The organism is Streptomyces sp. NPDC056734 (assembly GCF_042790455.1).
Lineage (GTDB): Bacteria > Actinomycetota > Actinomycetes > Streptomycetales > Streptomycetaceae > Streptomyces.
The window spans coordinates 65,663-90,137 of record NZ_JBHTZD010000006.1 but is presented as its reverse complement, the minus strand read 5'-3'; the positions used below and the strand labels follow the sequence as shown (position 1 = coordinate 90,137).

18 protein-coding genes are annotated in these 24,475 nt (G+C 72.3%); 5 read left to right on the top strand and 13 right to left on the bottom strand.

The genetic code is table 11. From position 1 onward, the window contains the following. The first annotated feature begins 112 nt into the window (after positions 1 to 112). Genes ACFRFC_RS10740 through ACFRFC_RS10730 form a run of 3 tightly spaced genes read left to right on the top strand, consistent with a single transcriptional unit; the run spans position 113 to position 6,442 of the window. Entirely contained in the window at positions 113 to 490 is a 378-nt protein-coding gene (locus tag ACFRFC_RS10740) for a hypothetical protein (RefSeq protein WP_382680709.1), read from the top strand. A 16-nt stretch (positions 491 to 506) separates the two neighbouring features. Next, complete coding sequence (locus ACFRFC_RS10735; RefSeq protein ID WP_382680708.1) at positions 507 to 5,285, top strand: caspase family protein; 4,779 nt, start codon at positions 507 to 509, stop codon at positions 5,283 to 5,285. Positions 5,286 to 5,329: 44 nt separating this feature from the next. Further along, entirely contained in the window at positions 5,330 to 6,442 is a 1,113-nt protein-coding gene (locus ACFRFC_RS10730; protein WP_382680707.1) for an acyltransferase family protein, read from the top strand. On the opposite strand, the gene ACFRFC_RS10725 is transcribed toward ACFRFC_RS10730, so the two are convergent. The 10 genes from ACFRFC_RS10725 to ACFRFC_RS10680 form a co-directional block, all read right to left on the bottom strand. Then, the gene (locus tag ACFRFC_RS10725; RefSeq protein WP_382680706.1) at positions 6,399 to 7,643 is read right to left on the bottom strand and encodes a lanthionine synthetase LanC family protein; all 1,245 of its coding nucleotides are present in this window, start codon (positions 7,641 to 7,643) and stop codon (positions 6,399 to 6,401) included. The two genes, ACFRFC_RS10730 and ACFRFC_RS10725, sit on opposite strands and share 44 nt — an antisense overlap. A 164-nt stretch (positions 7,644 to 7,807) precedes the next feature. After that, a complete protein-coding gene (locus ACFRFC_RS10720; protein WP_382680705.1) occupies positions 7,808 to 7,951 on the bottom strand; it encodes a hypothetical protein in 144 nt (47 codons plus the stop codon). A gap of 107 nt (positions 7,952 to 8,058) precedes the next feature. Continuing rightward, a complete protein-coding gene (locus tag ACFRFC_RS10715; RefSeq protein ID WP_382680704.1) occupies positions 8,059 to 10,722 on the bottom strand; it encodes a lantibiotic dehydratase in 2,664 nt (887 codons plus the stop codon). A gap of 146 nt (positions 10,723 to 10,868) precedes the next feature. Continuing rightward, the gene (locus ACFRFC_RS10710) at positions 10,869 to 11,933 is read right to left on the bottom strand and encodes a thiopeptide-type bacteriocin biosynthesis protein (protein WP_382680703.1); all 1,065 of its coding nucleotides are present in this window, start codon (positions 11,931 to 11,933) and stop codon (positions 10,869 to 10,871) included. 369 nt (positions 11,934 to 12,302) lie between these two features. Further along, a complete protein-coding gene (locus ACFRFC_RS10705; protein ID WP_382680702.1) occupies positions 12,303 to 13,649 on the bottom strand; it encodes a cytochrome P450 in 1,347 nt (448 codons plus the stop codon). A 68-nt stretch (positions 13,650 to 13,717) separates the two neighbouring features. Then, positions 13,718 to 15,067: a hypothetical protein gene (locus ACFRFC_RS10700; RefSeq protein ID WP_382680701.1), complete on the bottom strand. Its 1,350-nt coding sequence runs from the start codon at positions 15,065 to 15,067 to the stop codon at positions 13,718 to 13,720. Further along, positions 15,064 to 16,374 carry a glutamine synthetase family protein gene (locus tag ACFRFC_RS10695; protein ID WP_382680700.1) on the bottom strand — a complete coding sequence of 437 codons (1,311 nt, stop codon included), beginning with the start codon at positions 16,372 to 16,374 and terminating at the stop codon, positions 15,064 to 15,066. Before ACFRFC_RS10695 ends, ACFRFC_RS10700 begins: the two co-directional genes overlap by 4 nt. Then, positions 16,371 to 17,906 carry an APC family permease gene (locus ACFRFC_RS10690; protein WP_382680699.1) on the bottom strand — a complete coding sequence of 512 codons (1,536 nt, stop codon included), beginning with the start codon at positions 17,904 to 17,906 and terminating at the stop codon, positions 16,371 to 16,373. Before ACFRFC_RS10690 ends, ACFRFC_RS10695 begins: the two co-directional genes overlap by 4 nt. A gap of 267 nt (positions 17,907 to 18,173) precedes the next feature. Continuing rightward, the gene (locus ACFRFC_RS10685; protein WP_382680698.1) at positions 18,174 to 18,266 is read right to left on the bottom strand and encodes a putative leader peptide; all 93 of its coding nucleotides are present in this window, start codon (positions 18,264 to 18,266) and stop codon (positions 18,174 to 18,176) included. Between the two features lie 140 nt (positions 18,267 to 18,406). Further along, complete coding sequence (locus ACFRFC_RS10680) at positions 18,407 to 19,369, bottom strand: Lrp/AsnC family transcriptional regulator (RefSeq protein ID WP_382680697.1); 963 nt, start codon at positions 19,367 to 19,369, stop codon at positions 18,407 to 18,409. 269 nt (positions 19,370 to 19,638) lie between these two features. Here ACFRFC_RS10680 and ACFRFC_RS10675 point away from each other — a divergent pair, with 269 nt between their 5' ends. Next, on the top strand, positions 19,639 to 20,403 hold the full coding sequence (locus ACFRFC_RS10675) for a DUF1775 domain-containing protein (protein WP_382680696.1): 765 nt from the start codon (positions 19,639 to 19,641) through the stop codon (positions 20,401 to 20,403). 46 nt (positions 20,404 to 20,449) lie between these two features. Here ACFRFC_RS10675 and ACFRFC_RS10670 read toward each other — a convergent pair whose 3' ends face one another. Beyond that, the gene (locus ACFRFC_RS10670; protein WP_382680695.1) at positions 20,450 to 21,151 is read right to left on the bottom strand and encodes an HNH endonuclease family protein; all 702 of its coding nucleotides are present in this window, start codon (positions 21,149 to 21,151) and stop codon (positions 20,450 to 20,452) included. 195 nt (positions 21,152 to 21,346) lie between these two features. Continuing rightward, entirely contained in the window at positions 21,347 to 21,832 is a 486-nt protein-coding gene (locus tag ACFRFC_RS10665; RefSeq protein ID WP_382680694.1) for a hypothetical protein, read from the bottom strand. Between the two features lie 247 nt (positions 21,833 to 22,079). Here ACFRFC_RS10665 and ACFRFC_RS10660 point away from each other — a divergent pair, with 247 nt between their 5' ends. Further along, entirely contained in the window at positions 22,080 to 22,607 is a 528-nt protein-coding gene (locus ACFRFC_RS10660) for a hypothetical protein (protein WP_382680693.1), read from the top strand. Positions 22,608 to 22,646: 39 nt separating this feature from the next. Here ACFRFC_RS10660 and ACFRFC_RS10655 read toward each other — a convergent pair whose 3' ends face one another. Further along, positions 22,647 to 24,080 (bottom strand): hypothetical protein, encoded by a 1,434-nt coding sequence (locus tag ACFRFC_RS10655; protein ID WP_382680692.1) that lies wholly within the window; start codon positions 24,078 to 24,080, stop codon positions 22,647 to 22,649. Between the last annotated feature and the right edge of the window lie 395 nt (positions 24,081 to 24,475).

The window sequence follows — 24,475 nt, the reverse complement described above, 5'->3', positions numbered from 1 at the left end:
GACCGCACACCCTGCGTTCAGCGCGAGTTGAGTACCTGTCAGTAGCGCCTCGGCCGCACCCCCACCCCCACTATGATGTGACGATTTCCATGACCGGGGACGAGGGGGAGCAATGTTCGAGGCGGACGAGGCGGTCGAAGCGGAAGACGCCGGAGGGGGCGCTGTCGTGGACGGGCTCGATGTGCTGGTGGTCGTCGACGACCGGGACGCGGGGGCGAGTTCCGGGGACATGGGGATCTTCGGGCGGCGCGGGGAGGACGCCCCGGCGTCGGTGCGGCGGATTCCCACCGCCGTGCTGCGGGAGAACTTGCAGCGGACCGTGGACGCCCTCCAGGTGGTGCTCGCCGATATCCGGGTGCCGGAGGGCGGTATGCCCTTGCAGCAGGCGCAGGTCTCCTTCGAGATCACGGCGAGCGGCGGCATCACCGTCGTGGGGACATCGGCGCAGGTGGGCGCCAAGGGGGCGATCACGCTGACCTTCGGGTCCTGATCCGCCGGAGAACGCGATGAAGAGTGCGTACCGCGCCTTGCTCGTCGGGGTGCCGACCTACCGTGACCCCCACATCGACGATCTGTCCTTCGTCACCGACGATCTCGCCGAGCTGGCGCAGGCGCTGTCCGGCGTCGGGTACGAGGTGCACACCCACGACGTCGAGGAGACCGACCGGGAGAGCATCGACTACGCCGTCGAGACGTTCTTCCAGGCCGCCGCCCCGGGCGAAACCCTGCTGCTCTACCTCAGCGGACACGGTATCCACCACGACGGCCAGGACTTCCTCGTCCCCAAGGGCGCCCGGACGACGTCACACGACTTCCGCGGCAAATGCCTCTCGCTCGACTTCTCCACCTACGTCGAGCGCAGCGAGGCCGGGGACGTCGTGGTGTTCGTGGACGCCTGCCGCGAGGGCATCGACCAGCGCGTGATGTCCGTCGGCAACACCGTCGGCTGGTCCGACATGCGGGTCGTCCGGGCCGGTGAGCGCCACTACTGCCACGTATACGCCTGCTCGCCCGGCGAACGCGCCCGCTACACCCGGGCCGGGAACAGTACCTTCAGCATCTTCTCCCGCGCCCTGAGCACCGTCATCGCCGACGAGGAGGGCCCCGGCACCCTGCGCGAACTCAAGGATCAGTTGCAGGGCGCGACCGACACCCTGACCACCGAACACCAGTTGTTCCGGCAGCAGATCAGAGTCCGCAGCGAGACGGAGACGGACGACTTCGTCGTCTTCGCCCGCCCCGACCGCACCACGCCCGGAACGGCCGGCGAGCACCCCTGGGTGAGCGCGGCCCGCGACCACCCCGCGTGGAAGCAGATCGGGGACGCCCCCGGCGCCGAGGCCATGCGCGCCGCCACCGTCGCCCTCCTCGCCCAGATCGCCCCGCAGGCTGCCCGGGACGAGGCCCGGCTGACCGACGACCCCTGGCGACCGGACGACTTCGCCGAGCGGATGACCGGCGGCGTCGGCTGGCTCCTCTCCAAGGTGCTCAACCCGGAGAAACTGGCCCTCTCCCCCGCCGAGGCCGCCCTCCTGGTCGCCGTCCCCTACCTCTATGTGTCCTGCGCCAACCGCGCCGCCGTACAGGCGCTGCCCCTCCAGCCCACCCACCTCGACCGCGTACCCTCCCCAACACCGTCCCGCGCCCACTACGAGCAGTTCCTCAACAACCGGCAGCGGCTGGTGCGCCGCGCCGCCCTCGCGGCCCGCTCCCCCGGCGGGGACGACCGCGCGGCCGGGATCGCCTGGTGGCTGTTCCGCCGCTGGCTGGCCAGGAAACCCGGCGGATTCCAGGAGACCGTCCTGGACAGTCTGCTCGGCCCCGTGGAGAGCCTGCTGGACGACGTCCCGGCCGACGCCGACCGCAAACTCGTCGCCGAACTCTTCGAGCTGAACACCCTGTCGATGCTGCTGCGCTCCCTGCGCACCTCGTTCGACGCCACCACGATCCGCCCCCGCCGCCAGCTCGCGGGCGGCGCCGAGGCCGAGCAGCACATCCGCGAACAGCTCCTGGTCATCATGCTGACCGTCGCCCACCACCTGGCGATCGACCCGGTCCTGCTGCCTGACGTCGTCGTCGAACACCTCGGCATCAGCTACTCCGTGGACCTGCCCCAGCTCCACCACACCCTGCGCACCGCCCGCTGGGACCAGCACGGCCGCACCCGCGTCCTCAACGCCACCTGCCACCACCCGGCCCTGGGCCTGGCCCTGCGGCAGCAGGCCGCCGCCCTGGACGCCCTGTTCGGCGCGGTCGACATCCAGGCGGGCAACGAGCCCCAGCTGGAGCCGTTGCAGGACCTGCCGGCCCACGCCACCGCCCACCAGGTGCGCCCGGCACTGGAAGCCGGGGGCAAGCCCGCCTACGAGTCGACGGACCTGCGCTTCCGCCTCGCCGACGACCGGATCCAGGAACTCCTCATGGGCGAGCAGCTGTACGGTGACCCGGCGCTCGCGATCCGGGAGCTGTACCAGAACGCCCTGGACGCCTGCCGCTACCGGGACGCCCGCACCCGCTTCCTGCGGCTGCGCCACCCCGAACTCGCCCCCTGGTCAGGACGCATCACCTTCACCCAGGACGTGGACGCCGACGGCCGCCCCTACATCGAGTGCACCGACAACGGCATCGGCATGGGCGAGCGCGAACTCCGCGAGGTCTTCTCCCACGCCGGAATGCGCTTCGCCGACCTCCCCGAGTACCTCGACGAACAGGCCGAGTGGCGCCGCGAGGGCATCGAGCTGTACCCCAACAGCCGCTTCGGCATCGGCGTGCTCAGCTACTTCATGATCGCCGACGATGTCTCGGTGACCACGTGCCGTCTCGACCGCGAGGGCCACCCCGGTCGGCGCCTCCAGGTGGACATCGCCGGTCCGGGCTCCCTCTTCCACATCCGCGACCTGGGCCGGGGGCACGACGCCAGCACGACCGTACGGCTGTATCTGCGCCCGTCGGCCACGTCTCAGCCGTCGTGCACGGATCTGCTGCGACGGTTGCTGTGGATCTCCGAGTACGCGGTGGTGGCGCGGGACGCGGAGGATCGGTACGAGTGGGAGCCGGAGGTGTTGTCGGGGGTTTCGCCGCTGGGCAGCGAGGACCCGTATGAGCCGGGTGTGTTGCGCGAGGCCGGCATCGCGGTCGATGTCACCAGCCGACCGGACGTGTGGTGGACGAGCAGCGATGGCGGCGTCCTCGCGGACGGTGTGTGGATCGGGGTCCCGCTGTTCGGAGCGGTGGTCAACCTCACCGGGGCGCAGCTGCCCCAGCTGACCGTCGACCGCCGGCGAGCGCTGTCCCACGACACGGCCCATGTCACGCGTCGGCTCCGGGAGGAGACCCCGACGCTGCTGCGGGAGGACGGCGAGGTCTTCGGCCACGGCTGGCTGTCGAAACTGGTCGGCGAGCATCCGGCCCTCGCGGACGAGATGGCCGCCGCCGCGGTGGCCCGCCGCTACCGCCCGTGGATGGTGGGCGGGCAGGAGGCGGACATCACCGTGGCGGGCTGCTTTCCGTACGACGAGGAGTTCATGCGTGGCCATCTCCGGACGCGCGGAAGCTCCTCCTCGCGGTGGCTCGTCCCGAGAGCCGTCCTCACCTGGCGGGTCACCGCCTGGGTGGCCGCGGGAGCATTTCCCGGGGTGACGCTCGCCAACCCCGAGGGCGTCCTGTGCGCCCGGCCCACAGACATCGGCCTGCTTCTCGCATCGGCCGACGGCCACGGCTCGACGGCCGCCTTCGCGCCGGGAAGCAGATACACGGATGAGTGGCTCGCCGCCACATCGCCCGTACCCCTGGGGCATGTGCTGCGGTTCGCCCTGACCGTGGGACGCCGTCCACGGGAGGTGGCGGACCGGCTCGTGCAGCTGGGTTTCCGGCTCTCGGACAGCGCGGTGCTGCCCGAGACGGCCACAGGAGACGATCTGCTCCTTCTCGGCGGCGCTCTCGAACCGGGAGAACCATGGCTGGACGAGAAGGAACCGGTTCCCCTGGGACATGTGCTGTTCGTCGCCCAGCACACCCAGCGCCGTCCCGCTGAGATCGTCGACCGGCTCGGGGAACTGGGGCTGCGGCTCACCGAGGGTGTGGTGCTGCCGGAGACGGCCGAGACCGATGACATCAGCGTCCTCAGCGGCAGGTTTCCGGGAGAGTGGCTGGAGGCGACCGAGCCGGTTCCGCTGGGGCATGTGCTGTCCGTCGCCCAGCGGACCCGGCGCCGCCCGGCGGACATCGCGGCCGGCCTGCGGAAGCTGGGGCTACGGCTCGCGGACGGTGCCGTGCTCCCGGAGGCCGTCGAGCCCCACGATCTGGTCGTCCTGCGCCAGGGCCTGAGGTCCGACCGTCCCTGGTGGGACTCCGGAAGTCCGGTGCCCCTGGCCCACATTCTGGTGGCCGCCCACACCCTCGGCCGGTCTCCGCGCAGTGTGGCCACCAGGCTGAAGCGGCTCGGAATGCGCCTCATGGAGGAGGCCGAGCCACCCGCGACCGTGGATCCCGGAGATCTCGCGCTGCTCACCTTGGACGAGCGCCGGACCAGGATCTGGCTGAACTTCACGGAGCCGGTTCCGCTCGGGCATGTGCTGTCCGTCGCCCAGCGAAACCGAAGCCGCCCCGCACAGGTGGTGGACAGGCTCGCACAACTCGGACTGCGTCTCCCGGAGGGCGCGGTATGTCCCGAGACCGTCGAGCCCGCCGATCTCTTCCTGCTCAGCGTGGGCCGGACCCAGAGTCCACCCTGGCTGAACGCGGCCGTACCGGTCCCGCTGGACAAAGTACTGACGGCGGCCGAACGGACCGGGCGGCGCCCCGCAGAGGTGGCAAACCGGCTCGCGTTCCTCGGACTGCGCCTCGCGGAGGGAACGGTCCTGCCCGAGACGATCGAGCCGGATGACCCGACCGTCGTCGGCGCCGATAGCGGCCGGAGGACGTCCTGGCTGAATGAGAGGGTGCCCGTGCCGGTGATCCATGTGCTCGACGCGGCGGCCCAGTTGCGCCGCCGCCCCGCCGAGGTGGCGGCCAGGCTCATGGCCCTCGGCCTGCCGGTGACGGACGGGGTGCTCGCGCTCGACAGAGTCGAGTTCGATGATCTCCAGCTGTTCCTCGACCAGGGGGAGTCGTTCGTCGCGCAGGAGGGACCGTACGACTGGCTGGACCGAATGGAACCCGTCCCCCTCCTCAACGTCTTCCAGGGCGCCGTCCGCACCGGCCGCACCCTCCCCGAGGTGGCCCGTCGCTTCCGCGAACTGGGAATGACCCTGTCCAACGACGTCGTCTACGAGGACAACACATAGCTTCTCCATGGTTTACCGCGACGCGATCCGGCAAGGCACGGAGGATGTCTCGCCTCGACATCACAGCTGTGAATGACGCACGCCCGCAGGGCAGGACCGTACCCGCGCCCCGGCAGGACCGGGATCAGGCCCGGGATCCCTTCTTCGACAACGCCAAGTATCTGGCGATCGTCCTGGTCGTGATGGGACACGCCTGGGAGCCTCTGCGGTCGGAGAGCCGCGCGGTCACCGCTCTGTACACGTTCGTCTACGCCTTCCACATGCCGGCGTTCATCGTGATCTCGGGGTATTTCTCGCGCGGCTTCGACGCCAGTCCGGCGAAGATCAAGCGGCTGGTCACCGGGGTGGTCGTCCCGTATGTCGTGTTCGAGACCGCCTACACACTGTTCACGCGGTGGAGCGACGGTGAGCCCGATCGGGCCGTCAGTCTGCTGGACCCGCTCTATCTGACGTGGTTCCTCGCCGCGCTGTTCGTGTGGAGGCTGACCACGCCGATCTGGAAGCGGGTGCGGTGGCCGCTGCCCGTCGCCCTGGTGATCGCGTCGCTGGCCACGCTGTCCCCGGCCATCGGGAAGGATCTGGACTTTCAGCGGGTGTTGCAGTTCCTGCCGTACTTCGTGCTCGGGCTGTCGCTGCGGGCGGAGCACTTCCGGCTGGTACGGCGGCGCGAGGCGCGGATCATGGCCGTACCGGTGCTGCTGGGCGGGCTCGCTCTCGCCTACTGGGCGGTGCCGACGTGGGACTACGCCTGGCTCTTCCACCACTCCGCCGCACAGGATCTCGGCGTACCCGCCTGGTACGGGCCCCTCATGACCCTCGCCCTCTTCGGCTGCTCCACGCTCCTCGTGGCCTGCTTCCTCGCCTGGGTCCCGGGTCACCGCACCTGGTTCACCGCCCTCGGCGCGGGCACCCTCTACGCCTACCTCCTGCACGGGTTCTTCATCCAGGCCGCCAACCACTGGGACTGGGCAGGTCATGCCTGGTTCCACCAGCCGATCGGCACGATCACCGTCTCGGTCGTGGCCGCCGCCCTCTGCACGGCCCTGTGCACGGCTCCGGTGAGGAGAGTCTTCCGGGGAGTGGTGGAGCCGGGGATGAGCTGGGCCTTCCGGGTCAGCGCAGACCCAGGCACCTCGTCCAGTCCCGCCAGGCGGTGACCCCGGAGGCGGCCTCGGAGGCGGCCTCGGAAGCCGCCCCGGACGGGGCTTGCGTGGTGGCTGTCAGGAGTGCGCACAGTACGCCCGTCGCGCCGCCCAGCAGGCCCATGTCCTGGGCGGCCAGGGTGGGGAGTTCGTGGAGATGGGCGGTCAGGTAGGTGGTGAGGCGGGTGCGGAGGGTGGCCGCCCGGGGGTGGTGGGCGTGGTGGTGGAAGGCGTCGGCGACGGCCAGGACGCCCGCGGCTCCGTGGCAGCAGGCGAGGCGGTCGGTGGGCGGGTCGCCGTAGAGGTGGAAGGTCTCGTCGTAGCGGGCGCACAGGGTGGTGAAGGCCGACTCGGCCCACTCGGCCGTTTCCTTGTCGCCCACCGCGTCGGCGGCGTCCCACAGGGCCCAGCAGATGCCCGGGGCGCCGTAGCACCAGGCCTGGCGGGCGCGGGCACCCGGCGGCGGGACATCCTCCAGACCGGCGCCGTCCCAGCTGCGGATGGCCCGGGCGTCGTCGAAGGACTGGGCCGTCAGCCAGTGGGTGACGTGGTGGATCGCCCGGGTGAGGCGGGGGGTCGGTGCCGTACTTCTGACGGTGGCCGTCAGGGCGGTGAGCAGACCCGCGACGCCATGACCCATGCCCGTGTTCACCCGGCCCTGGAGCCAGTCCAGTTCGGGGAATCTGTCGTCCTGCCCGGCGCGCAGCCGACGTAGGTCGGGGTCCGAGGCGAGAAGGGCCAGATGGTCGATCTGGGGGAGAGGGGCGGCCTCGGTGCTGGCCAGGAGCAACGCGTGCAGGGTGCCCGCCGGGCCCACGATCAGGTCGTAGTCGGTGATCGTGACCTGGTCCTGGCGGCGGGGCTGCGGGGTGGCCAGGTGGGTGTGCAGCCGGTCGGCGACCGTGTTCAGGGCGGGATGCAGCCGGGCTCCGAAGCGCAGGCCCGCCAGGGTTCCGGCCAGGCCGCCGCTGAAGAGACCGTGATGCCCCGAACCGCGTCCCGCCGTACGGGCCCAGGAGGCCACGGCACGGGCGGCGATGGCGGTGGTGGTCTCGTCGTCCGGGTGGGTTCCGGCCAGCAGAGCCGCCAGGGCCGGGACTCCCACGTCGGTGGTGGGAGTGGAGAGTGGGAGGGGATCCGAGTCGTCCGGAGTGCTCGTCCGCCGCTCCCGCGACTGGGTCCACTCCCTCAGGGTCCGGACTGCCAGTGTGGTCACGTCTGCCACTGAGATCGGGGCTGCGGTCGGGTCTGCGGTCGGCATCTGCGCTGTGTCTCCGGGCCGTTCGGGAACTCGGGAGGAGAGGAGAGGAAAGAAGAGGAGAGGGAGGGCGGGTGCGCCTGCGGCTGACCGTGTGGCGCACCCGCTGCTCAGCGACGGTGTCAGCAGACGCCGATGATGCTACAGATCACGAGGGTGCAGACGCCGATCGTGCTCGGCGCGGTCTCCGCCAGCTCGGTGTCGCTGATCCGGGTCTCCAGGTCGGTGATGAGGTTGTCGAGTTCGTTCGTGTCGATGGAGGGCATGGGGGTTTCTCCGTATCTCTGCTGACCCTCCTGGCTCGCCAGGCGGGGTCGGGTGGGTGGTGACCTTCTTGTGGTGCCGACCCGGTTGGGTTCCGGGGCGTTCTGGGTCAGCCGCGCAGGGCGGCTGCCGCCGCGTCGACGAGAGCGTCGAGGGCGTGCGGGGACCTGAGGAGCAGTTGGGCCGCGCTGGACGAGTCGCCGGGGTGGGCCTCGTCGTGCAGCAGGTGATGGCCGGGGGCCGGCAGGGCCTCCTCGATCAGGAAACCGTTCCTGCCGTGCTGGGCGCGGAGCCGGTCGATCGTGCGGAGGGTGGGCAGGGCCGCGAGGTCCACGGGGGTCTGCTGGGGCTGCGGAGGGTGCGGAGGGTGCGGGGGACTCGGGGTGGGTGAGGGGTTCGGATGTGGGGGGTTCGGATCGTGCGCGGGAGGCGGTGGCGTCCGTGGTCGGGCGAAGCCGTGGCGGGGGAGGGCGGCGCCGGCCCGCAGCGCGGCCAGGTGGAGGAGCTTGTCCCGGTCGCTGTCATCGGGGTGCCACAGGTCCGCGTCCGGGACACGGTACGTCCGTGGGCTGACGACCAGGTGTCCGCCGCCGACCGTCAGCCGGGGGACCCGGCGGGCCCCGGGGAAGGCGGCGGCCAGTCCGTCCAGCCGCAGGATCTCGGCCGTGCCCGGATGCCGGGCCGTCAGCAGGACGCGCAGGAGCTGGTCGTACGGGGGGACGGGCGTCCGGGTCGCGTGATGGACCGGGACGATACAGCGGCCGTCCGCCTCGGCGATGACCCTGGCTCCCTCGCGGCGCAGGGTGATGCGGTCGAGGGGGAGGTGGCGGGCGCCGGTGAGGCCGGTGGTGCCGTGGTAGGGCGCCGGGTCCGGGTCACCCGTCCACCAGGAGGTGAGCCGGGGACGGCGTACCGCGTTGGCGGCCCGTTCGGCCAGCGGCGGGACCAGGACCTCCACGAAGTCGACGTCGGCGGCGCGTTCGACGGCGGCCAGGAAGGCCCGCAGGCGGGCGGTGTTGCCGTAGCCGCCGCCGGTGAGGGCGTCCAGGGTGTCGGCGAACCGGGCGTCCAGGACCCCGGCGGGGGAGGCCGACTCCAGTACGGCGAGGGGTACGGCGAGAGGTACGGCGAGGGGTACGGGGCCGGATTCGGCGTCGGCTGCCAGTGGGCGTACCAGGCAGTCCAGTGGCCAGGGCGGCATCGACTCCTGGGCCTTGGGAGCGCCCAGCGCGTCTAGGAGGGTGTCGTCGATGTCGAACGACTCGTCGTCCAGGTGCCTGCCGAGCAGGTCGAGCAGGTGGGCGTAGCCGGAGCCGGGCGTGCGGGCGGGGGGCCAGCCGTCGTAGAGGGTCTGTCTGAGCTGCGGCGGCGCCGGGTGGGGGGTGTCCGGCGCCGCCTCCGGGTCGGTCTCGTCCGTGCGGAAGGTGAGGGGGGCGAGGAAGGAGAGCAGGGAGCGGGGCTCGGCGTCCAGACCGGGGAGCGGGTCGGGAAGGGGGGCGGGATCGGGGAGGTCGGCCCTTCTGAGGGCGGCCAGGCGGGCGGCCGTGCGCAGGCCCGCGTGGATGACGTCGGTCGCCTCGGCGGACACCGTGAGGGGACGGCGGCCGGGAGTCTCCGCGCGGCGGTAGGAGTCCAGGAACCAGTCGGCGGGGACGGCCGCCGCGCCGCCGGGCCAGGGGGTGGGGTGGGGCAGGCCGGTGCCGGGCGCGGTCCAGCCGCTGTGGACCCGGCGGGGCGGGGCGCAGGTCTCCAGTACGCCGAGCCGGTGGAGGTGGGCCAGGAAGCCCCGTAGCGCGCGTGCGGCGGTCTCGGCGCGGTCGCCGGTCAGGCCGCCCAGCAGGTCGGCGACGATCTCGCCGAGGGGTCGGGGCCCGGCGGCGAGGCGGGCCAGCACGGCGTCCAGGGCCTGGGTGCGGACCACGTCGATCCGGCGCAGGGTGCCGGGGCGGGCCGGGTCGAGGACCGCGCAGCAGAGGTGCCCGGTCGCGGAGCTGTCCCCGTCGTCGGCCGGGGGCGTGAAGTGGAGCGGGGCCGGGGCGATCACGGTCGTGGCGTCGGCGGTGGTGAGGTCGAGGGCGCCGAGCCGGGTGCGCAGGGTGTGGACGTTGTGGGAGACCTCGGCGGCCATGGCGGTGAGCAGGGAGCCGGGGGCCACGAGCGGGGAGTGGGGGGAGTGTGCCGGGGTGATCGGTACGGGGGCGATCTGGCCCACCCAGTCGCGCGGGGTCGTCTTCATCGCGGCGCGGGCCAGCGCCCGCCACAGGAAGGTGCAGTTCTTGCGCAGCCGCGGGCTCGACCAGCGCTCCCCACGGGCCAGCCGGCGCTCGGCGGTCGCGGTGAGTTCGGGGGCGGTGCTGTCGAGGAACACCCGCATGACGGGGTGGGTGCGCGCCAGGTCCCAGCAGAGTTCACCGACCCGCTCCCACTCCTGTTCGGTGGCGGTGCCCAGTGCCGCGTACTCCTCGCTGAGCGCCCGGTCCGCCTCGTACAGGTCCTGGCACCGCTGCCGTACGGGCGGCGGTACCTCGGGGGTCTCCGTCAGGAGGCGGTGGTCGGTGGTGTCCGGGGCGGCTCCGGAGTGGAGGCGGCGGCGCAGGGCCAGGACGGCTCCGCGCGGCGGGCTGCCCGGGGGGAGGTGGGGTACGACGGTGGTGCCGAGGAGGTCGGCAAGGGTCCGGGCCCGGTCGGCGAGTTCGCGGCGGGCGCGGTGGTGGGCGGCGGCCCGCTCGAACAACTGGGGGTTGCCCGCGGCGGCCCAGGCGGTGGCGGGCATTCCGGCGACCCGGAGGAGGGCGGTGGGGCCGAGGCCCAGGTCAGGGTCAGGGTCCGGGCCCGTACAGGAACCCGTACAGGAGCCCGTACCGGTACCCGTACCGGAGCCCGTACAGGAACCCGTACAACTGTCGTCCTTCATGTCGGTCACCCCACGGCCTGGCGATCGGTACGGGGAGCAGCCCCTGACGCCTTCTGCGTGTGGCCGCCCTCGCTCACCAGGGCCCGCGTGAGGAGTTTCTGGAGGGCCGCCGAGAAGCGGGCCCGGTTCCAGTGGAAGATCACGCAGTACGCGGCGGCCCGGCGTGGTCCGGTCACCTCCGCGGCGCCGGAGTCGAAGTAGTCCGTACGCCAGGCGAGCGCGGCGCGGTGGATCGCGGCCCGGTGCAGGTCCACGGAGGTGCGCAGGGGTTCGGGCAGCTGGGAGGTCAGCCGGGCACGGTCCAGGCGCCACAGGTGCTGGATGCCGTCGATCGCGCGGGAGACTCCGCTCTGCCCGGCGGCTTCGCCGAGGTCGCGGCCCGCCTCGTGCTGGAGGGTCTCCCAGACGCCCCGGTGTTCCCAGCCGATGATGCCGAGGCCGTCCAGGAGATCGCGCAGCAGGGTCAGGGAATAGCGCCAGTCGGTGAGGGCGGCGGTGGGGGGGTCGGCGTGGTGGTGCAGCCAGGCCAGGGAATCGGCGGTGAAGAGGGTGTGCACCCAGGGGAGGGCTTCGGGGCCGCCGAAGAGATAGGACTCGGGTTCATAGACCCCGGGTCGCGGAATGCCGAATACTTCGGGGTGGGCGGCCATGCGCCGGGTCACCAGGTGGTGGAGTTCGGTCCGGCCCTGCGGAGTGGGGGCCTGGAAACGGACCCGCATTCCCGGGGGTTTGTGCATGAAGAAGAAATTGGTGGCCACCGAGGAGTTCAGCGCCTCCGAGGCGATCTCGTCCAGCCGGGCGTAGATCGCGGGGAAGGTCTGGGCGGTCGGGGTGATGTTCACCTGCACCCAGCCGGCGCCGACGTGGTCCGCGTGCAGGGCGGTCAGCCCGGCCTTGATGAATCTGTGCCGCGCGTCCCGGTATCCGGCGTGGTCGGCAGAGAGCGGAACCGATCCGCCGGATCCGCCCGATCCAGCCGATCCGCCCGATCCGCCGGATCCGGCCGATCCGGCCTCCGCTTCCCTCGCGTCCAGCAGGCAGTCGGCGAGAAAGCGATCCAGAGGAATCATTCGCACCCCACCTCCTTTCTCGCCCGTCTTGTCTCTTCACGAGTTTCCCCGTGAATCAACGGACTCAAAAGCACGAGTTTGAGTCACGCCGACCCAAATCCGCCGAGTTATCCACTCCCTAAAACTCCGGGAGTATCTTCATATTTGCGTCCGGCCGCATTTCAAAGAAGCGAAATGAACACGCAAGTAAATTCCACTTCTCGGGCAGGAAAGAAAACCGAGAAGCACCCCGCCCACCCCAGAAGGAGAAATCCGCACCACGGACGAGAACCACCCCCACGAGCCCCCCGGCACCCCACCCGAACCCCCCGCCACTCCCCCGTCACTCCCCCTGACCGCCCATCCCCGGCGCCCCCGGCCACATCTCGCCTACGCGGGCCGGAACCCGCTCGCCCGCACCGGAAGGGACTTGAGCCCGTTCGTGAAGTTGGAGCGGACCCGGCGGGCCGGGCCGTCGGCGTGCAGGGTGACCCCGAGGGCGAGGAACTCCTCCAGCACCAGGCGGATCTCCACCCTGGCCAGGTGCTCGCCCAGGCAGCGGTGCGGGCCGCCCCGGCCGAAGGCGAGGTGGGGGTTGGGATCGCGGGTGATGTCGAAGTCGTACGGCGCCCGGAAGACGTTCTCGTCCCGGTTGGCCGACGTGTACCAGAGCACCACCTTGTCGCCCGCCCGGATATGACGGCCGCGCAGTTCGGTGTCCCGGGTCGCCGTGCGGCGGAAGTGGTGCAGGGGCGTGGTCCAGCGGAGGATCTCCTCCACCGCGCGGTCGAGATCCGCGCCCGCCCGCAGCAGCTCCCACTGGCCGGGGTGGGTCACCAGCGCCTGGATGCCCAGGGACAGCGCCGAGCGGGTGGTCTCGTTGCCCGCCACCAGCAGCAGCAGGAACATCGCCTGGAACTCGGCCTCGGTCAGCGGCAGTCCGTCGATACGCGCCCGGCCCAGCCGGGTCACCACGTCGTCCCGGGGGTGCGCGGCCCGGTCGGCCCGCAGCGACCTGGCGTACGCGTGCATCTCCAGGGCGGCCGGGCTGCGGAAGGGCAGCAGCCGGTAGCGGTCGGACTCGGGGCTGTCGGGCTGGACCTCGCTGAGGTCGGGGTCGGTGTTGGCGATCAGCCGGTCGCTCAGTTCGACCATGCGGGGCTCGTCGGCGGCGGGCACGCCCAGCATCCGGCACAGCACCCGGATCGGGACGGCCGTCGCCAGGTCGTCCACCGCGTCGAAGGTCCCCCGGGCCAGCGCGCCGCGCACCAGCGGCCGGATCACCTCACGGAGTTGCTCCTCGTGGCGCAGGGCCTGGCGGCGGGTGAAGTCGGCGACCAGGGTGCGGCGCAGGGCGGTGTGCCGGGGCGGGTCCATGTCGAGCAGGGACTTACGGGCCGCGAGGGCGTCCGGCGCCAGATCCTCCAGGGCGGTCGCGCCGGTCTCGGAGGAGTAGGTGGCGGTGTCCCGGGAGACGGCCATCACGTCGTCGTGGCGCAGCACCGCCCAGAAGCCGGGGCCGTTCGGCTCGGGGTGCCAGTGCACCGGGTCGGTGCGGCGCAGCAGGTCGAAGTCGGCGTAGGGGACGGCTTCGGCGTAACGGTCGTTGTCGATCAGGTCGACGTGGGTCGGGTCGACGTGGGTCGGGTGGACGCCGGTCGGGTCGACGCCGGGCAGGTCGACGCCGGTCGGGCCCACCCCCGTCGGCGGCACGCTCGCCGAATCCAGCCCCGCCAAATCCAGTCCCGCCGAACCCGGTCCCGCCGCGCCCCCACCGGCAGGGCACACCCCCCTCGACGGCAAGCTCACCGGTGCCACCTCTCCACATGCTCCCGGACATGAACGGGCAGCGCCTCGGCCGGGTAATAGGTGTCGTAGAAGTCGGTGTCCAGGTGGTGCGCCTGGTACCAGACGGTGGTCAGGAAGGGGTCGATGGTGGCGGGGAACCGCCCGTAGTGGTCCCAGACATAGCGGGTCCAGGTCTTCACCGCCGCGATGGCCTCCTCGGAGGGGCGCGGGATCCGGGTGACCAGGGACGGGTCCTTCCAGGGCGTGGGACCGCCCCCGGTGAAGGCACCGCGCTCGCCCCAGCGCAGGCCGACCACGAAGTCGACGGCGTCCTCGATGGTCGAGTGATACGGGGGTATCGCCCCCTCGAACACCCCGTCGAGCCCCACCGGGATCTCCTCCCCCGCCCCGACCGGCGCCCAGTCCGGCACCCGGTGGAAACGGAAGCCGAGCCCCCCGGCGGGCCCCTCGCCGCCGATGGCGTGCCAGTGGGGTGTGCCGCCCATGGTGACCCGGCCCTTGCCCCCGTTGAACGGATGCCCGCCCAGGCCGAGCGCCTGCGTCGCCGTCATCAGGTTGGCCACCACCAGGCCGGACTCGACGCCGTTCGCGTCGACCATCTGCCAGCGCTCGAAGTCGGCGAGGTCGACCGGATGGGTGGGGTCCAGCAGACCGGAGTCGACGTAGGGGCGCAGCGGGTCGTTGCCCAGCCGCTCGTCGATCAGGTAGTAGCCGTGCGGGCGGTCGAAGTAGAGCAGCAGGGCGGAGATGCACTGCCGGGTCAGGTCGGCGATGGGGATGAACAGGGTGGTGCCGGGGAGGTTGATGTTCTGCCGGTTGAAGGCGAACAGGTTGGGGCGGCGGCGGGGGATGTCCAGCCGTCCGTCCGTCAGCCGCACGGCGTGCGCGAGCCAGTCGCGGTGGTCGTCGGTGCTCTGGTTCTGGACGTAGGCGTCCGGGGCGCGGTCCCGCTGCGGGATGACGTACGTGCCCTCGTCGTTGGTCCAGAACACCTCCGTGGAGTGGTTGGCCAGCGGGCTCGGGTACGTACGCCCGGTGAAGCCCGCCAGCTTGTCGCCGCCGGTCGGACGGCCCTCCTCGTCCAGGAAGGACCACTCCTCACGGACCACGCCGGTGATCCCGGACGCGGCGGCGACCAGCACCGCCTCCTCGTCCGCGCTCAGCGCCAGCGGCGGGTGCGCGGAGCGATGGGCGAGCGGTCCGGTGAGGGTGCCGCCGAGCGGGAAACGGCGGGCGCGCCGCTCGAAGACGGCCCGCAGGGCGGGGAACCGGGCCGCCTCACCGAGCAGCCCGGACGGAGTGGGGGGAGTGATGGGGGTGATGGATTCGTCCACGCGGCGGCTCACAGGTTCCTCAGATAGCGGTCGGTCTCCCAGGCGGTGACCTCGGTGGTGTAGGCGTGCCACTCGGAGTCGGCGAGCGCCGTGCAGTCCCGTACGAAGTCCTCGCCGAGCAGCGCGGTCAGGCGGGTGTCGGCGCGGGCGGCGGCGGTGGCGGCGGCGAGCGTGCCGGGGAGCAGCTTCGCGGGCTCACCGGGGAGTCCGGGGGCGGGCAGGTCGAGGCCGTCCTCCAGGCCCGCGACCACGGCCGCGAGCGCCGCGGCCAGCGCGATGTACGGATTGGCGTCGGCGCCGGGGGTGCGCAGTTCGACCCGGCTCGACCCCGGGGTGTCCACCAGCGAGCGCACGGCGACCGAGCGGTCGTCGCCGCCCCAGTCGGCGCGGTGGGGCGCGAAGCCGCCGGGTTCGAAGCGTTTGTACGAGTTGACGGTCGGGGCCCCGTAGAAGGTGACGGCGGGCAGATGCCGTACCAGTCCTCCTACGGCGGCCCGCGCGGCCTTGCTCTCGGCGCCCGCCTCCGGGGCGAACGCGGGGCGTCCGTCCTGCCACAGGGAGAGGTGGATGTGGGCGGAGTTGCCGGACTGGCCGCCCAGCGGCTTGGCCATGAAGGTGGCCAAAAGGCCCTCGCGGCGGGCGAGTTCACGGACCGCGTAGCGCAGCCGGAAGGCGTCGTCGGCCGCGGTGAGCGCGTCCTGGTGGGCGAGGTTCAGCTCCGCCTGGCCGGGCCCGTACTCGGTCAGCACGCTCTCGATGGGCACGTACGCGGTCAGCTCGTCGGTGAACCGGGAGAGCAGCGGGTCGAGTTCGTTGGCCAGCTCCAGGGAGTAGGCGTGCAGGCCCTGGGAGAGGGGGGTGCCGTCGGGGTGGAGGAGGTAGACCTCCAGTTCCAGGGCGGCGCGGGCGGTGTAGCCGAGCCGGGCGAGGTGTTCCAGGGTGCGGCGCAGCAGGGCGCGGGGGGTGGTCGGGGAGGGGGCGCCGTCGTGGCCGTGGATGTCGGAGAGGAGTTGTCCGGCGCCGGGGCGCCAGGGCAGGGGGCGGTAGGTGGCCGGGTCCGGTACGGCGTAGGCGTCCGGGTAGCCGCGGTCGGGGGCGCCGAGGGAGGCGGCGGGCTGGACCTCGCCGGCGGCGTTCCAGGCGAGGGAGCCGTCGCAGAAGCCGATGCCGCGTCCGGCGGTGGCCTGCGGGTAGCGGGCGGCGGGGAGCCGCTTGCCCTGGACCCGTCCGTAGGGGTCGGACCAGGCGATCTCCAGCTCGCGCAGGGAGGGGTCGGCGAGGGCGGATTCGAGGGTGGGGTGGGGGTGCGGCGGGGTCATGCGGACTGCTCCTCGTCCTTGAAGTCCTGGGAGTCCTGGGGGTTCTGGGAGTCCTTGGACAGGTCGCTCGCGGGGCTGGCCGGGATGTCGGGGGTGGCCGCGTCGGCGCTGAGGATGTGGCTGCCCAGGGCGTGGGCGCGGGACGGGTCGCGGCGCAGCAGGGTCAGGTACCAGGCGAGGCCGGCCAGGACCAGGGCGGCGAAGGTGTACGGCAGGACGTTCACCGGCCAGGCGGGCACCGGCACCAGGTTCTTGTAGAGGACGTACGCGATGGCCAGCACGGCGAGCGCGCTGACGACGACCGCGGCCGCGCCGAGCTGACGGCGGCGGCGCAGATGCAGCGGGAGCGCGAGGGCGACCAGCAGATAGGCGAGGAGGTAGCCGAAGGTGCCGAAGGCGGCGGTCCAGGCGTAGACGTCCAGGGTGCCGCTGCCGGTGGCGATCAGCACCAGGGGCAGCAGACCGGCGATGCCGCCGAGGAGGTACAGGGCCAGGTGCGGGGTGCGGTGGGTGGGGTGGATCCGGCCGAGCGGGCCCGGCAGTACGCCTTCCCGGCTGAGGTTGTACAGGCTGCGCGCGGCGGCGTTGACGCTGGCCGAGGCGCAGGCGATGGCGGAGACGAGGATGCCCGCGTTGAGAAGGGGGGACAGCCAGCCGACGCCGGAGGCGCGGGCCAGTTCGTTGAGCGGGGCGCCGGAGGTGGCGAGGGCGGCGTCGGTGTCGTAGCCGAGCACCTGGACGTAGGTGCTGAGCACGTAGAGCACCCCGGCGCCGACGACCGTGCCGATGATGGCGCGGGGGACCGCGCGGAACGGGTCGCGGGACTCGGCGCCGAGCGATCCCGCCGACTCGAAGCCCACGAAGACGGCGACCGCGAGGACCGCGCCCAGCATGACGGTGTTGAGGTCGACGCCCTGCGCGGTGAACTGGGCGGTGTCCAGGCGGAACCCGAAGTGGGCGACGACAGCGCCCAGCGCGACCAGGATGACCAGCAGCGACACCGCCTCGACGACGATCCCGACGCGGGCGGAGAGCCGTACGCCGCGCACCGGGAGGACGGCCGCGGCGACGGTGGCCGGGACGAGCAGCGCGAGCTGGGCGCCGGTGCCGGTGGCGGGTATGCCGACGGAGTCCAGCAGCGCGCCGAGGTAGACGGCGGCGCCGACGAGGCAGGCGGCGGCGATACCGACGTACCCGATGACGATGCCCCAGCCGGTGACGAAGGCGGGCCCGCGGCCGAGGCCGAGGGAGACATAGCTGTACAGCGAACCGGCGCTGGCCGCGCGCCGGGCGAACTGGGCGACGACCCAGGCCACGAGCAGCGCGATGGCGGTCCCGACGGCGGTGGACCAGAGGGAGCCGCTTCCGGCGGTGAGGTAGATCGCGGGGATGGTGCCGCCGATGGCGATGCTGGGCCCGGTGGCGGCGAGCGACTGCCCGAAGACCTCCAGCGGGGAGAGGGCGCCGGAGGCGAGCCCGGGGGAGGCCGGGGAGGCGGGGGCGGATGGATGGGCGGGGGTGTCGACAGACATGGGCGTGTTCCAGGGTCCGTGAAGGAAGCGCGAGGGACGCGAGAGGGCGGAGGGACGCGGCGGCAGCGCGAGGGGCGTGCGGGGGCGGGGCGCGGCGGGTGCGCCGGGGAGGAGCGGGGGGGGCGGGACGTACGACGGGACGCGCGGACGTTTCGGAAGTTCAGTACGCCGGAACGTCACTGCACCAGAACGTCAATCCACCGGGACGTCAGCACCTGGGGACGCCACCGTGACGCCCATCGGGACGCCCATCGGGGCGTCAGGACGTCAGCGCGCGCGGCGACAACAGCCGGCGCTCGCGACGCGACACAGGTCGACTTCGCGGCGCTCGGTCAGTACGGCGGCGGGATGGGTCTCCACGGCGTCGATGCTAGGCGGGACGGAAAAATCCCGTCAAGACCAGCATGAGAGATCTCGACATCCGGATACCAAGATTGAGTCAAGTAGACGTATGACCCGACCCCCGAGAGTCAAGAGGACGCTACGCATCGCTCGGATGATCAAGGGTGATCAAGCCCGACGGCACCGCCACGCCGGAGCGACTCCACCACCAGCGTGGCCCGCACCTGGTCCACGTCCTGTGCCCACCCGGCGTCGACCAGGAACCGCTGGAGTTCCCCGCGGGAGCGGTGGGCGGTGTTGACCAGGAGCGGGAAGTCACCGGCGAGGGTGGCGAGATAGCGCACCGAGGCCAGCCGCAGCAGCCGTTGCGCGGTGCGTTCCAGCGCGGCGGGCCGCACCCGTACCCACAGCAGTCCCTCGACCGGGAAGCCGAGGTCGGCCGGATCGACGACGGCCCGGATGGCGAGCCGGGCGGTGCTCTGGAGCGCTTCGAGCCGCCGCCCGGCGGTGGCTTTCGACACCCCGGCGAGGGCGGCGAGTTCCTCCAGGGTGAGCCGTCCGTCGCGGGCGAGGGCGCGCAGGATGGCCCGCTCGTCGGCGGTGCGGTCGGCGGGGGCCGGGGTGGGACCCTGCACCGGCACCGCGTCGGGCTCCAGGGCGGCGGCCTCCTCGAGGGTCAGCAGGCCGGGGCGCCATTCACGGGCGGTGCGGTAGTAGTGCAGTACGGGGGCGGTGGCGATGGCGGCGACGCCGGGCAGGGCGGGCAACTCCTCGCCGGTGAGACCGGCGAGCCGGGACGCCGGGCACTGCAACTCGGCCACCACGTCGTCGGTGCCGGTGACCCGGCAGCTGAACACGGCGTCCTCGCGGGCGGCGAGCGCCCGTCCGGCCTCGGCGGCCCGCCCCGGCCGACAGCGCAGCCGTACGACGACGGTCTCGGCGAAGTTCTCCAGCCCGACCACCCGGACCAGCCCGCTCTCCAGCAGCCGGGTCCCGCGCCGGGCGACGGTCCGCTCCCCCTCGCCGAGCACCTGCGCGACCGAACGCCACGAGGCCCGGCCGTTCACCTGGAGGGCCGCGGTGACCCGCAGGTCCAGTGGGTCCATGTGGGGGTGGGGCATCGGTCCAGTACAGCAGAAGGGTGGTGGGGGGAAGGCGGGAGGTCGTCCTTTCACCTCCCACCTTCCCCCAGCCGTGACGCAGGTCACTCACTCCCTCAGGAACTGACCCTGCCGCCCATCCGACTCCCTGGACGACATGAGGACGACGCAGGCCGTCCGCCCCCAACATCCCAGCCCCTTACGTCCGTATCCGTCCCCCCTCCCCATTCCCCTCACCCTCCCCATCCCCATCCCCATTCCCCTCCCTCTCCCCATCCCCGGAGCCAGCAGTGTCCCGTCCTTCCGGTAAGCAGTCCGGCAAGCCGTCCGGCAAGGCGCGTGCCGCGCGCCGCCTCTCCACTGTCAGCGCGGTCCTGGTGGCGGCGGTCGCCCTCACCGCGGGCCCGGCGTTCGCCCACACCGAGGTGGAGGCGGAGAACGCGCAGGCCCTCGCCCAGAACGTCACCCTGGACTTCCACGCCGCGTCCGAGTCCGACGCCGCCGGTATCACCGAGCTGGAGGTGATCCTCCCCGAGGGCCTGGTCCCCGCCGACATCAGCTACGACAAGGGCCCCGAGGGCTGGAAGTACGCCGCCACCAGCCGCGGTTACACGGTGTCGGGCCCGGAGCTGGCGGTCGGCGCGGACGCCGAGTTCTCGGTGACCGTACGGCAGTTGCCCGATGCGGCGGAGCTGGTGTTCAAGACGCTCCAGACGTACAGCGACGGCCAGATCGACCGCTGGATCGAACTGGAGGACACCGGGGACGACGGCGACGGCCACGGCTACCCGGCGCCGACCCTGAAGCTGGCGCCCGCCGCCCCCGGAGCATCCCCGCTCGCCCCGAGCCCGTCGGCCGAGCCGACGACACCGGCCCCGTCGAGCCCCACGCCGGCCGAGACACCGGAACCCTCACCGGAGCAGGCGGCGGCAGAGACGGACGCCGGGGACGACGGCCTGTCCACGGGCGCGGTGATCGGCATCGCGGCGGCGGTGCTGGTGGTGCTGGGGGCGGGGGTGTGGTGGTTCCGGGGGCGGGGGTCACGCTCGGCGTGACGGAACGGGCGGGTCGGCGCCACCCGCGGTGAGGCGTACGGCTCGGCTACGCCACCGGCTCGTACGTCACCGTCGTCCCCAGGCACCCCTCCGCGAGCCCCGCCAGCGCCTGCGACTCGACCGGGTCGGCGGTCAGGCCCCAGCGGAGCTTGGTGGCCACCCATTCCGAGGCGTACCGGCAGGTGACACCGGTCGCCGGGGGCAGCCACTGGGCCGGATCCTGGTCGGCCTTGCTGCGGTTGGAGGCGGCGGAGACGGCGATGAGGGAGGTCGGGGCGCCCAGGTCGTTCGCGTACGCCTCGCGGCGCTCCGCCGTCCACAGCGAGGCACCCGAGTCCCAGGCCTCGGCGAGCGGAACCATGTGGTCGATGTCCAGGGCGGACGCCGAGGTGAACCACTGGGCGTCGTAGTACGACCACCAGCGCCCGCCCGACAGCTTGCACCCGGCGGCCACCTGCGGCGCCTCGACCGCCTCGGCGATCAGCGTCTCGGCCCGCGTGTTGCAGCCGTCGCTGGGGACCGCGCCCGCGTTCCAGTGCTTGAAGCTGCTGCGCTCATAGCCGTCACGCACCTCCGCCGCCAGCGGGACGACCTCCACCGCCGCCGCGAGGGCGAGGGTGCGCGGCTGCGCGGACCTGGCGGCCGTCGGTGCCTGGGGTTCCTGGGGTTCGTGCGCCTGGGCCGGGGGTGCGAACGCTGTCAGCAGGAGGGCGGTCAGCAGTGCGGCGCGTTTCAGAAGAGTGATCACGCGTCGCAGGATTGACGGCCATTAACTCCTTCGAGCGGTCCGACTCGAACGAGTGAGCCATCTGGATGCGGGAGTTCACCGGATGGGTGTCAGCGGGGGGGGTGAGTCAGGCGGCTGGCGGCAGGCGGCCAGCCGCCTGCCCCGCCGCCCCACGCACCGCCCCCACCGCCCCCACTGCCCCCACCACCCTGCCGCTCAAAGCCCTTCGCGGGTCGGCGTGTTCGTGTTCACGTTCGTGTTCACATTCGTGTTCGGGTGGTACATCGCCAGGGCCCAGATCACGAAGACGTCGATCGCCATCATGATCACCGACCAGAACGGCGAGTACGGCAGGAACAGGAACTGGGCGACCAGGCTCAGCGCCGCCAGCGCGATGCCGACCACGCGGGCCCAGGCGGCGCCGGAGAGGATGCCCACGCCGGTGATCACCGAGATCACGCCGAGAACCAGCAGGATCCAGCCCCAGCCGGTGAGGTTGATCTTGTAGACGTAGTCGCCGATCCGCGCGTAGACATCGTCCGCGGCGATGGCGGAGATGCCCTGGAGGATGAACAGGATGCCGTTGATCAGCATCAGCACACCGGCGAAAGTGACGCCCCCGGTGGCCCAGGGACTATTGGGGACCGGGGCGGCCTGGCGATGGCCGCCGGTGGGCGCTCCGGAGTGGGGCTGTGCGGTCATGGTGACACTCCGTTCCTGTGCGGCGGACGGCGTGCACCACATCCGCCTCGCCTTTCGACCCTGCGGCCGATCGGGTGGTCCGGCCACAGGCGGTCCGCCATTCGGGTGACGGTGGGCCCCGTGAGCACATGCGGGCGGGGTCCGGCGGCACATCACTGTGAGGACAGGACCGGCCGGGGGTGAGCAGGGAGACTGCGACGTGAGCGAACAGCTGGCACAACGGGTAGGGCATCGGGTACGGAGTCGGGTGCGACCGGCGGCGGTCGTCGCCCTGCTGACGGCGGCGGTCGTCGCCGTGGGCACGGCCGGGTGCTCGAACAGCACGACCCCGTCGAGCGTGGCGAGCAAGGCGGCGTCGGCGGCGTCGTCCGTGGGCTCCGAGGCGACGGGCGCGGCGAGCAAGGCGGCGTCGGCTGCCGAGTCCCTCGCCTCCGGCGCCTCCGACACCCTGGCGTCCGCCAGCGCCGAGGCCAAGGACAAGCTCGACGCGGTCAAGGGCGGCGTCGACGCGGCGGGCGACGTACGGCTCGGCACCGCGGCGACGGGCGCCGACGGACGTACGACGGTGGGTGTGAGCGCCCACAACACCACCGACTCGGCCAAGAACTTCGCCGTCGAGGTCGACTTCCGCGACTCCGGCGGCAACCTCCTGGACGTGGTCGCCGTCACCGTCTCCAACGTGGCCGCCGGTAAGACCGGCACCGCCACCGCCACCAGCCATCGCCAGCTCACCGGGACGGTGAAGACGGAGGTGCAGCGGGCGCTGCGGTACTGACGCGGGCGGGGCGGGGGCGTTGAAGGGGGCGCGCTCACCTCACGGTGCTGCGCCGCCGGACTCGGCCTCGGACCCGGGTCCGTCCTCGGCCCCGGAACCGGCCCTGGGCCCGGGTCCCACCTTGGGCCTGGCCTCGGACCCGGACCCGGAAACCGGGCCGGCCCCCTCCCCCACCTCCCCCACCTCCCCCGCCAAAAACTCCACCACCGCCAACGCGAACACCAAACACACCGCGATCCCCACCACCACCCACCCCGTCGGATACGACCACACCAGATAGACCACCAGCGCCACGATCACCAGCGCCCAGCCGATCCAGACCCGGTAGCGGCGCGTGAACCGCTCCACGGGCCCGAGCCGCATCCCCGCGCCGACCGCGACACCCCGCACCGCCCCGATGCCGCCGCTCCACAGCCGCCGTACCAGCCCGGCGCGGCGGCCGGGGCCGGTGAGCCAGGCGGCCAGGGCGACGACGACGCCCAGAGCGATCACCATCCGGACCATGGTGTGCAGGAAGTGGGTGAGGGTGTCGTAGACGGCGCTCGCGGCGGGCGCGGAGACACCGGCCGGGAGGGCGTCGAGGTAGACGGCCCGGAAGACATCGAGCCCGATGCCGAGCACCAGCGCCGCGAAGGCCGCGCCCAGGCACCCCGCGACCAGGGCCCGCCGCCGCCGCAACGCGAGCAGCACACCGGCGGCGATGAGCAGCACGGCGAGCACGGGGAGCCAGTTACCGGCGAGCTGGAGCAGCCGTACGTACGTCTTCACCTCGCCGATGTCCTTGGACCGTACGAGGGTCAGGTCGGTGTGGATGTCGGGGATCCGCGCGGCGACGGTCAGGCCCGAGTCCACGAGGCGCTGTTTGACCTGGGCGACGACGGGGGCGAGGTCGAGGGTGACGGTGTCGTCGGTGAGCTTGACCGCGCCGCCGCCCTTGCCGGTGAGGGCCTTGTCGAGGGCGCTGTGGGCCTGACGGTTGGCCTGGATCCACAGGTTGTGGAAGGCGTCGGAGGCGGCGACCTCCTGGGCCTTGTCGTGCACGAAGCTGCGCAGGGCGCTTTCGAGGCTGTTGCCGAGGCGTCCGAGGGCCTTCTCCAGGCGGGGCCGGTCGGTGGGCGCGACGCCGGAGAGCAGGGTGGACAGGTCGATCCGGGTCATCAGCGCGTCGGTCACCCGGTTGGCCACGGCGTCCTGGACGGCCGGTTCGTCGGCCAGCGGCGCGACGGTGTCGACGTACCGGCCGGTGTCCCCCACCTCGTTCGCGGCCCAGGACGCGACGATCGCGAGGGGCGCGAGCAGACAGCCGAGGGTGATCAGTACGGCGGCCAGGACGGACCGTCCGCGATGCGAGGGCGAACCGTTCCCGCCCCGCCCGCTCTCCAGCGCGGCGACCCTGGAGCGCAGCTCGGCCAGTTCGGAGGGGCCGGTGTCGTCCGCGGGGGCCCCGCCGTCGTCATCCGCTGTCGGGGCCATGCTCGCCTCCGGGTGCCTCAGTGGCTGTGCTGCCACCTTCCCCCGGGACGGGGGAGGGCACGAGCGGATGCGGGCCGTGCGAGTGAGAAAGGGGCGGCGGCCGGACGTCCGGGCCGCCGCCCCTCCGGCTTCGTCACATGTAGTGCGTGTAGGACGAGAACTCGCTCGCCCAGTAGGCAATACAGGTGTATGCCGCTCCGGCCACTCCCAGGCCGGATATTCCAAGCAGTGCGGCCTTGACGATGTCGCTAATTTTCACGTTCGCATTTCTGTTCACGAAACGACGTACAGGTGGACATGAGCATGACTATGGGCATGTACATGGAACAGGGAATGGCGGGACAGATACCCGCCCATTCACATGCGCAGAAACGTTATTCCTTGATCCCTGGCAC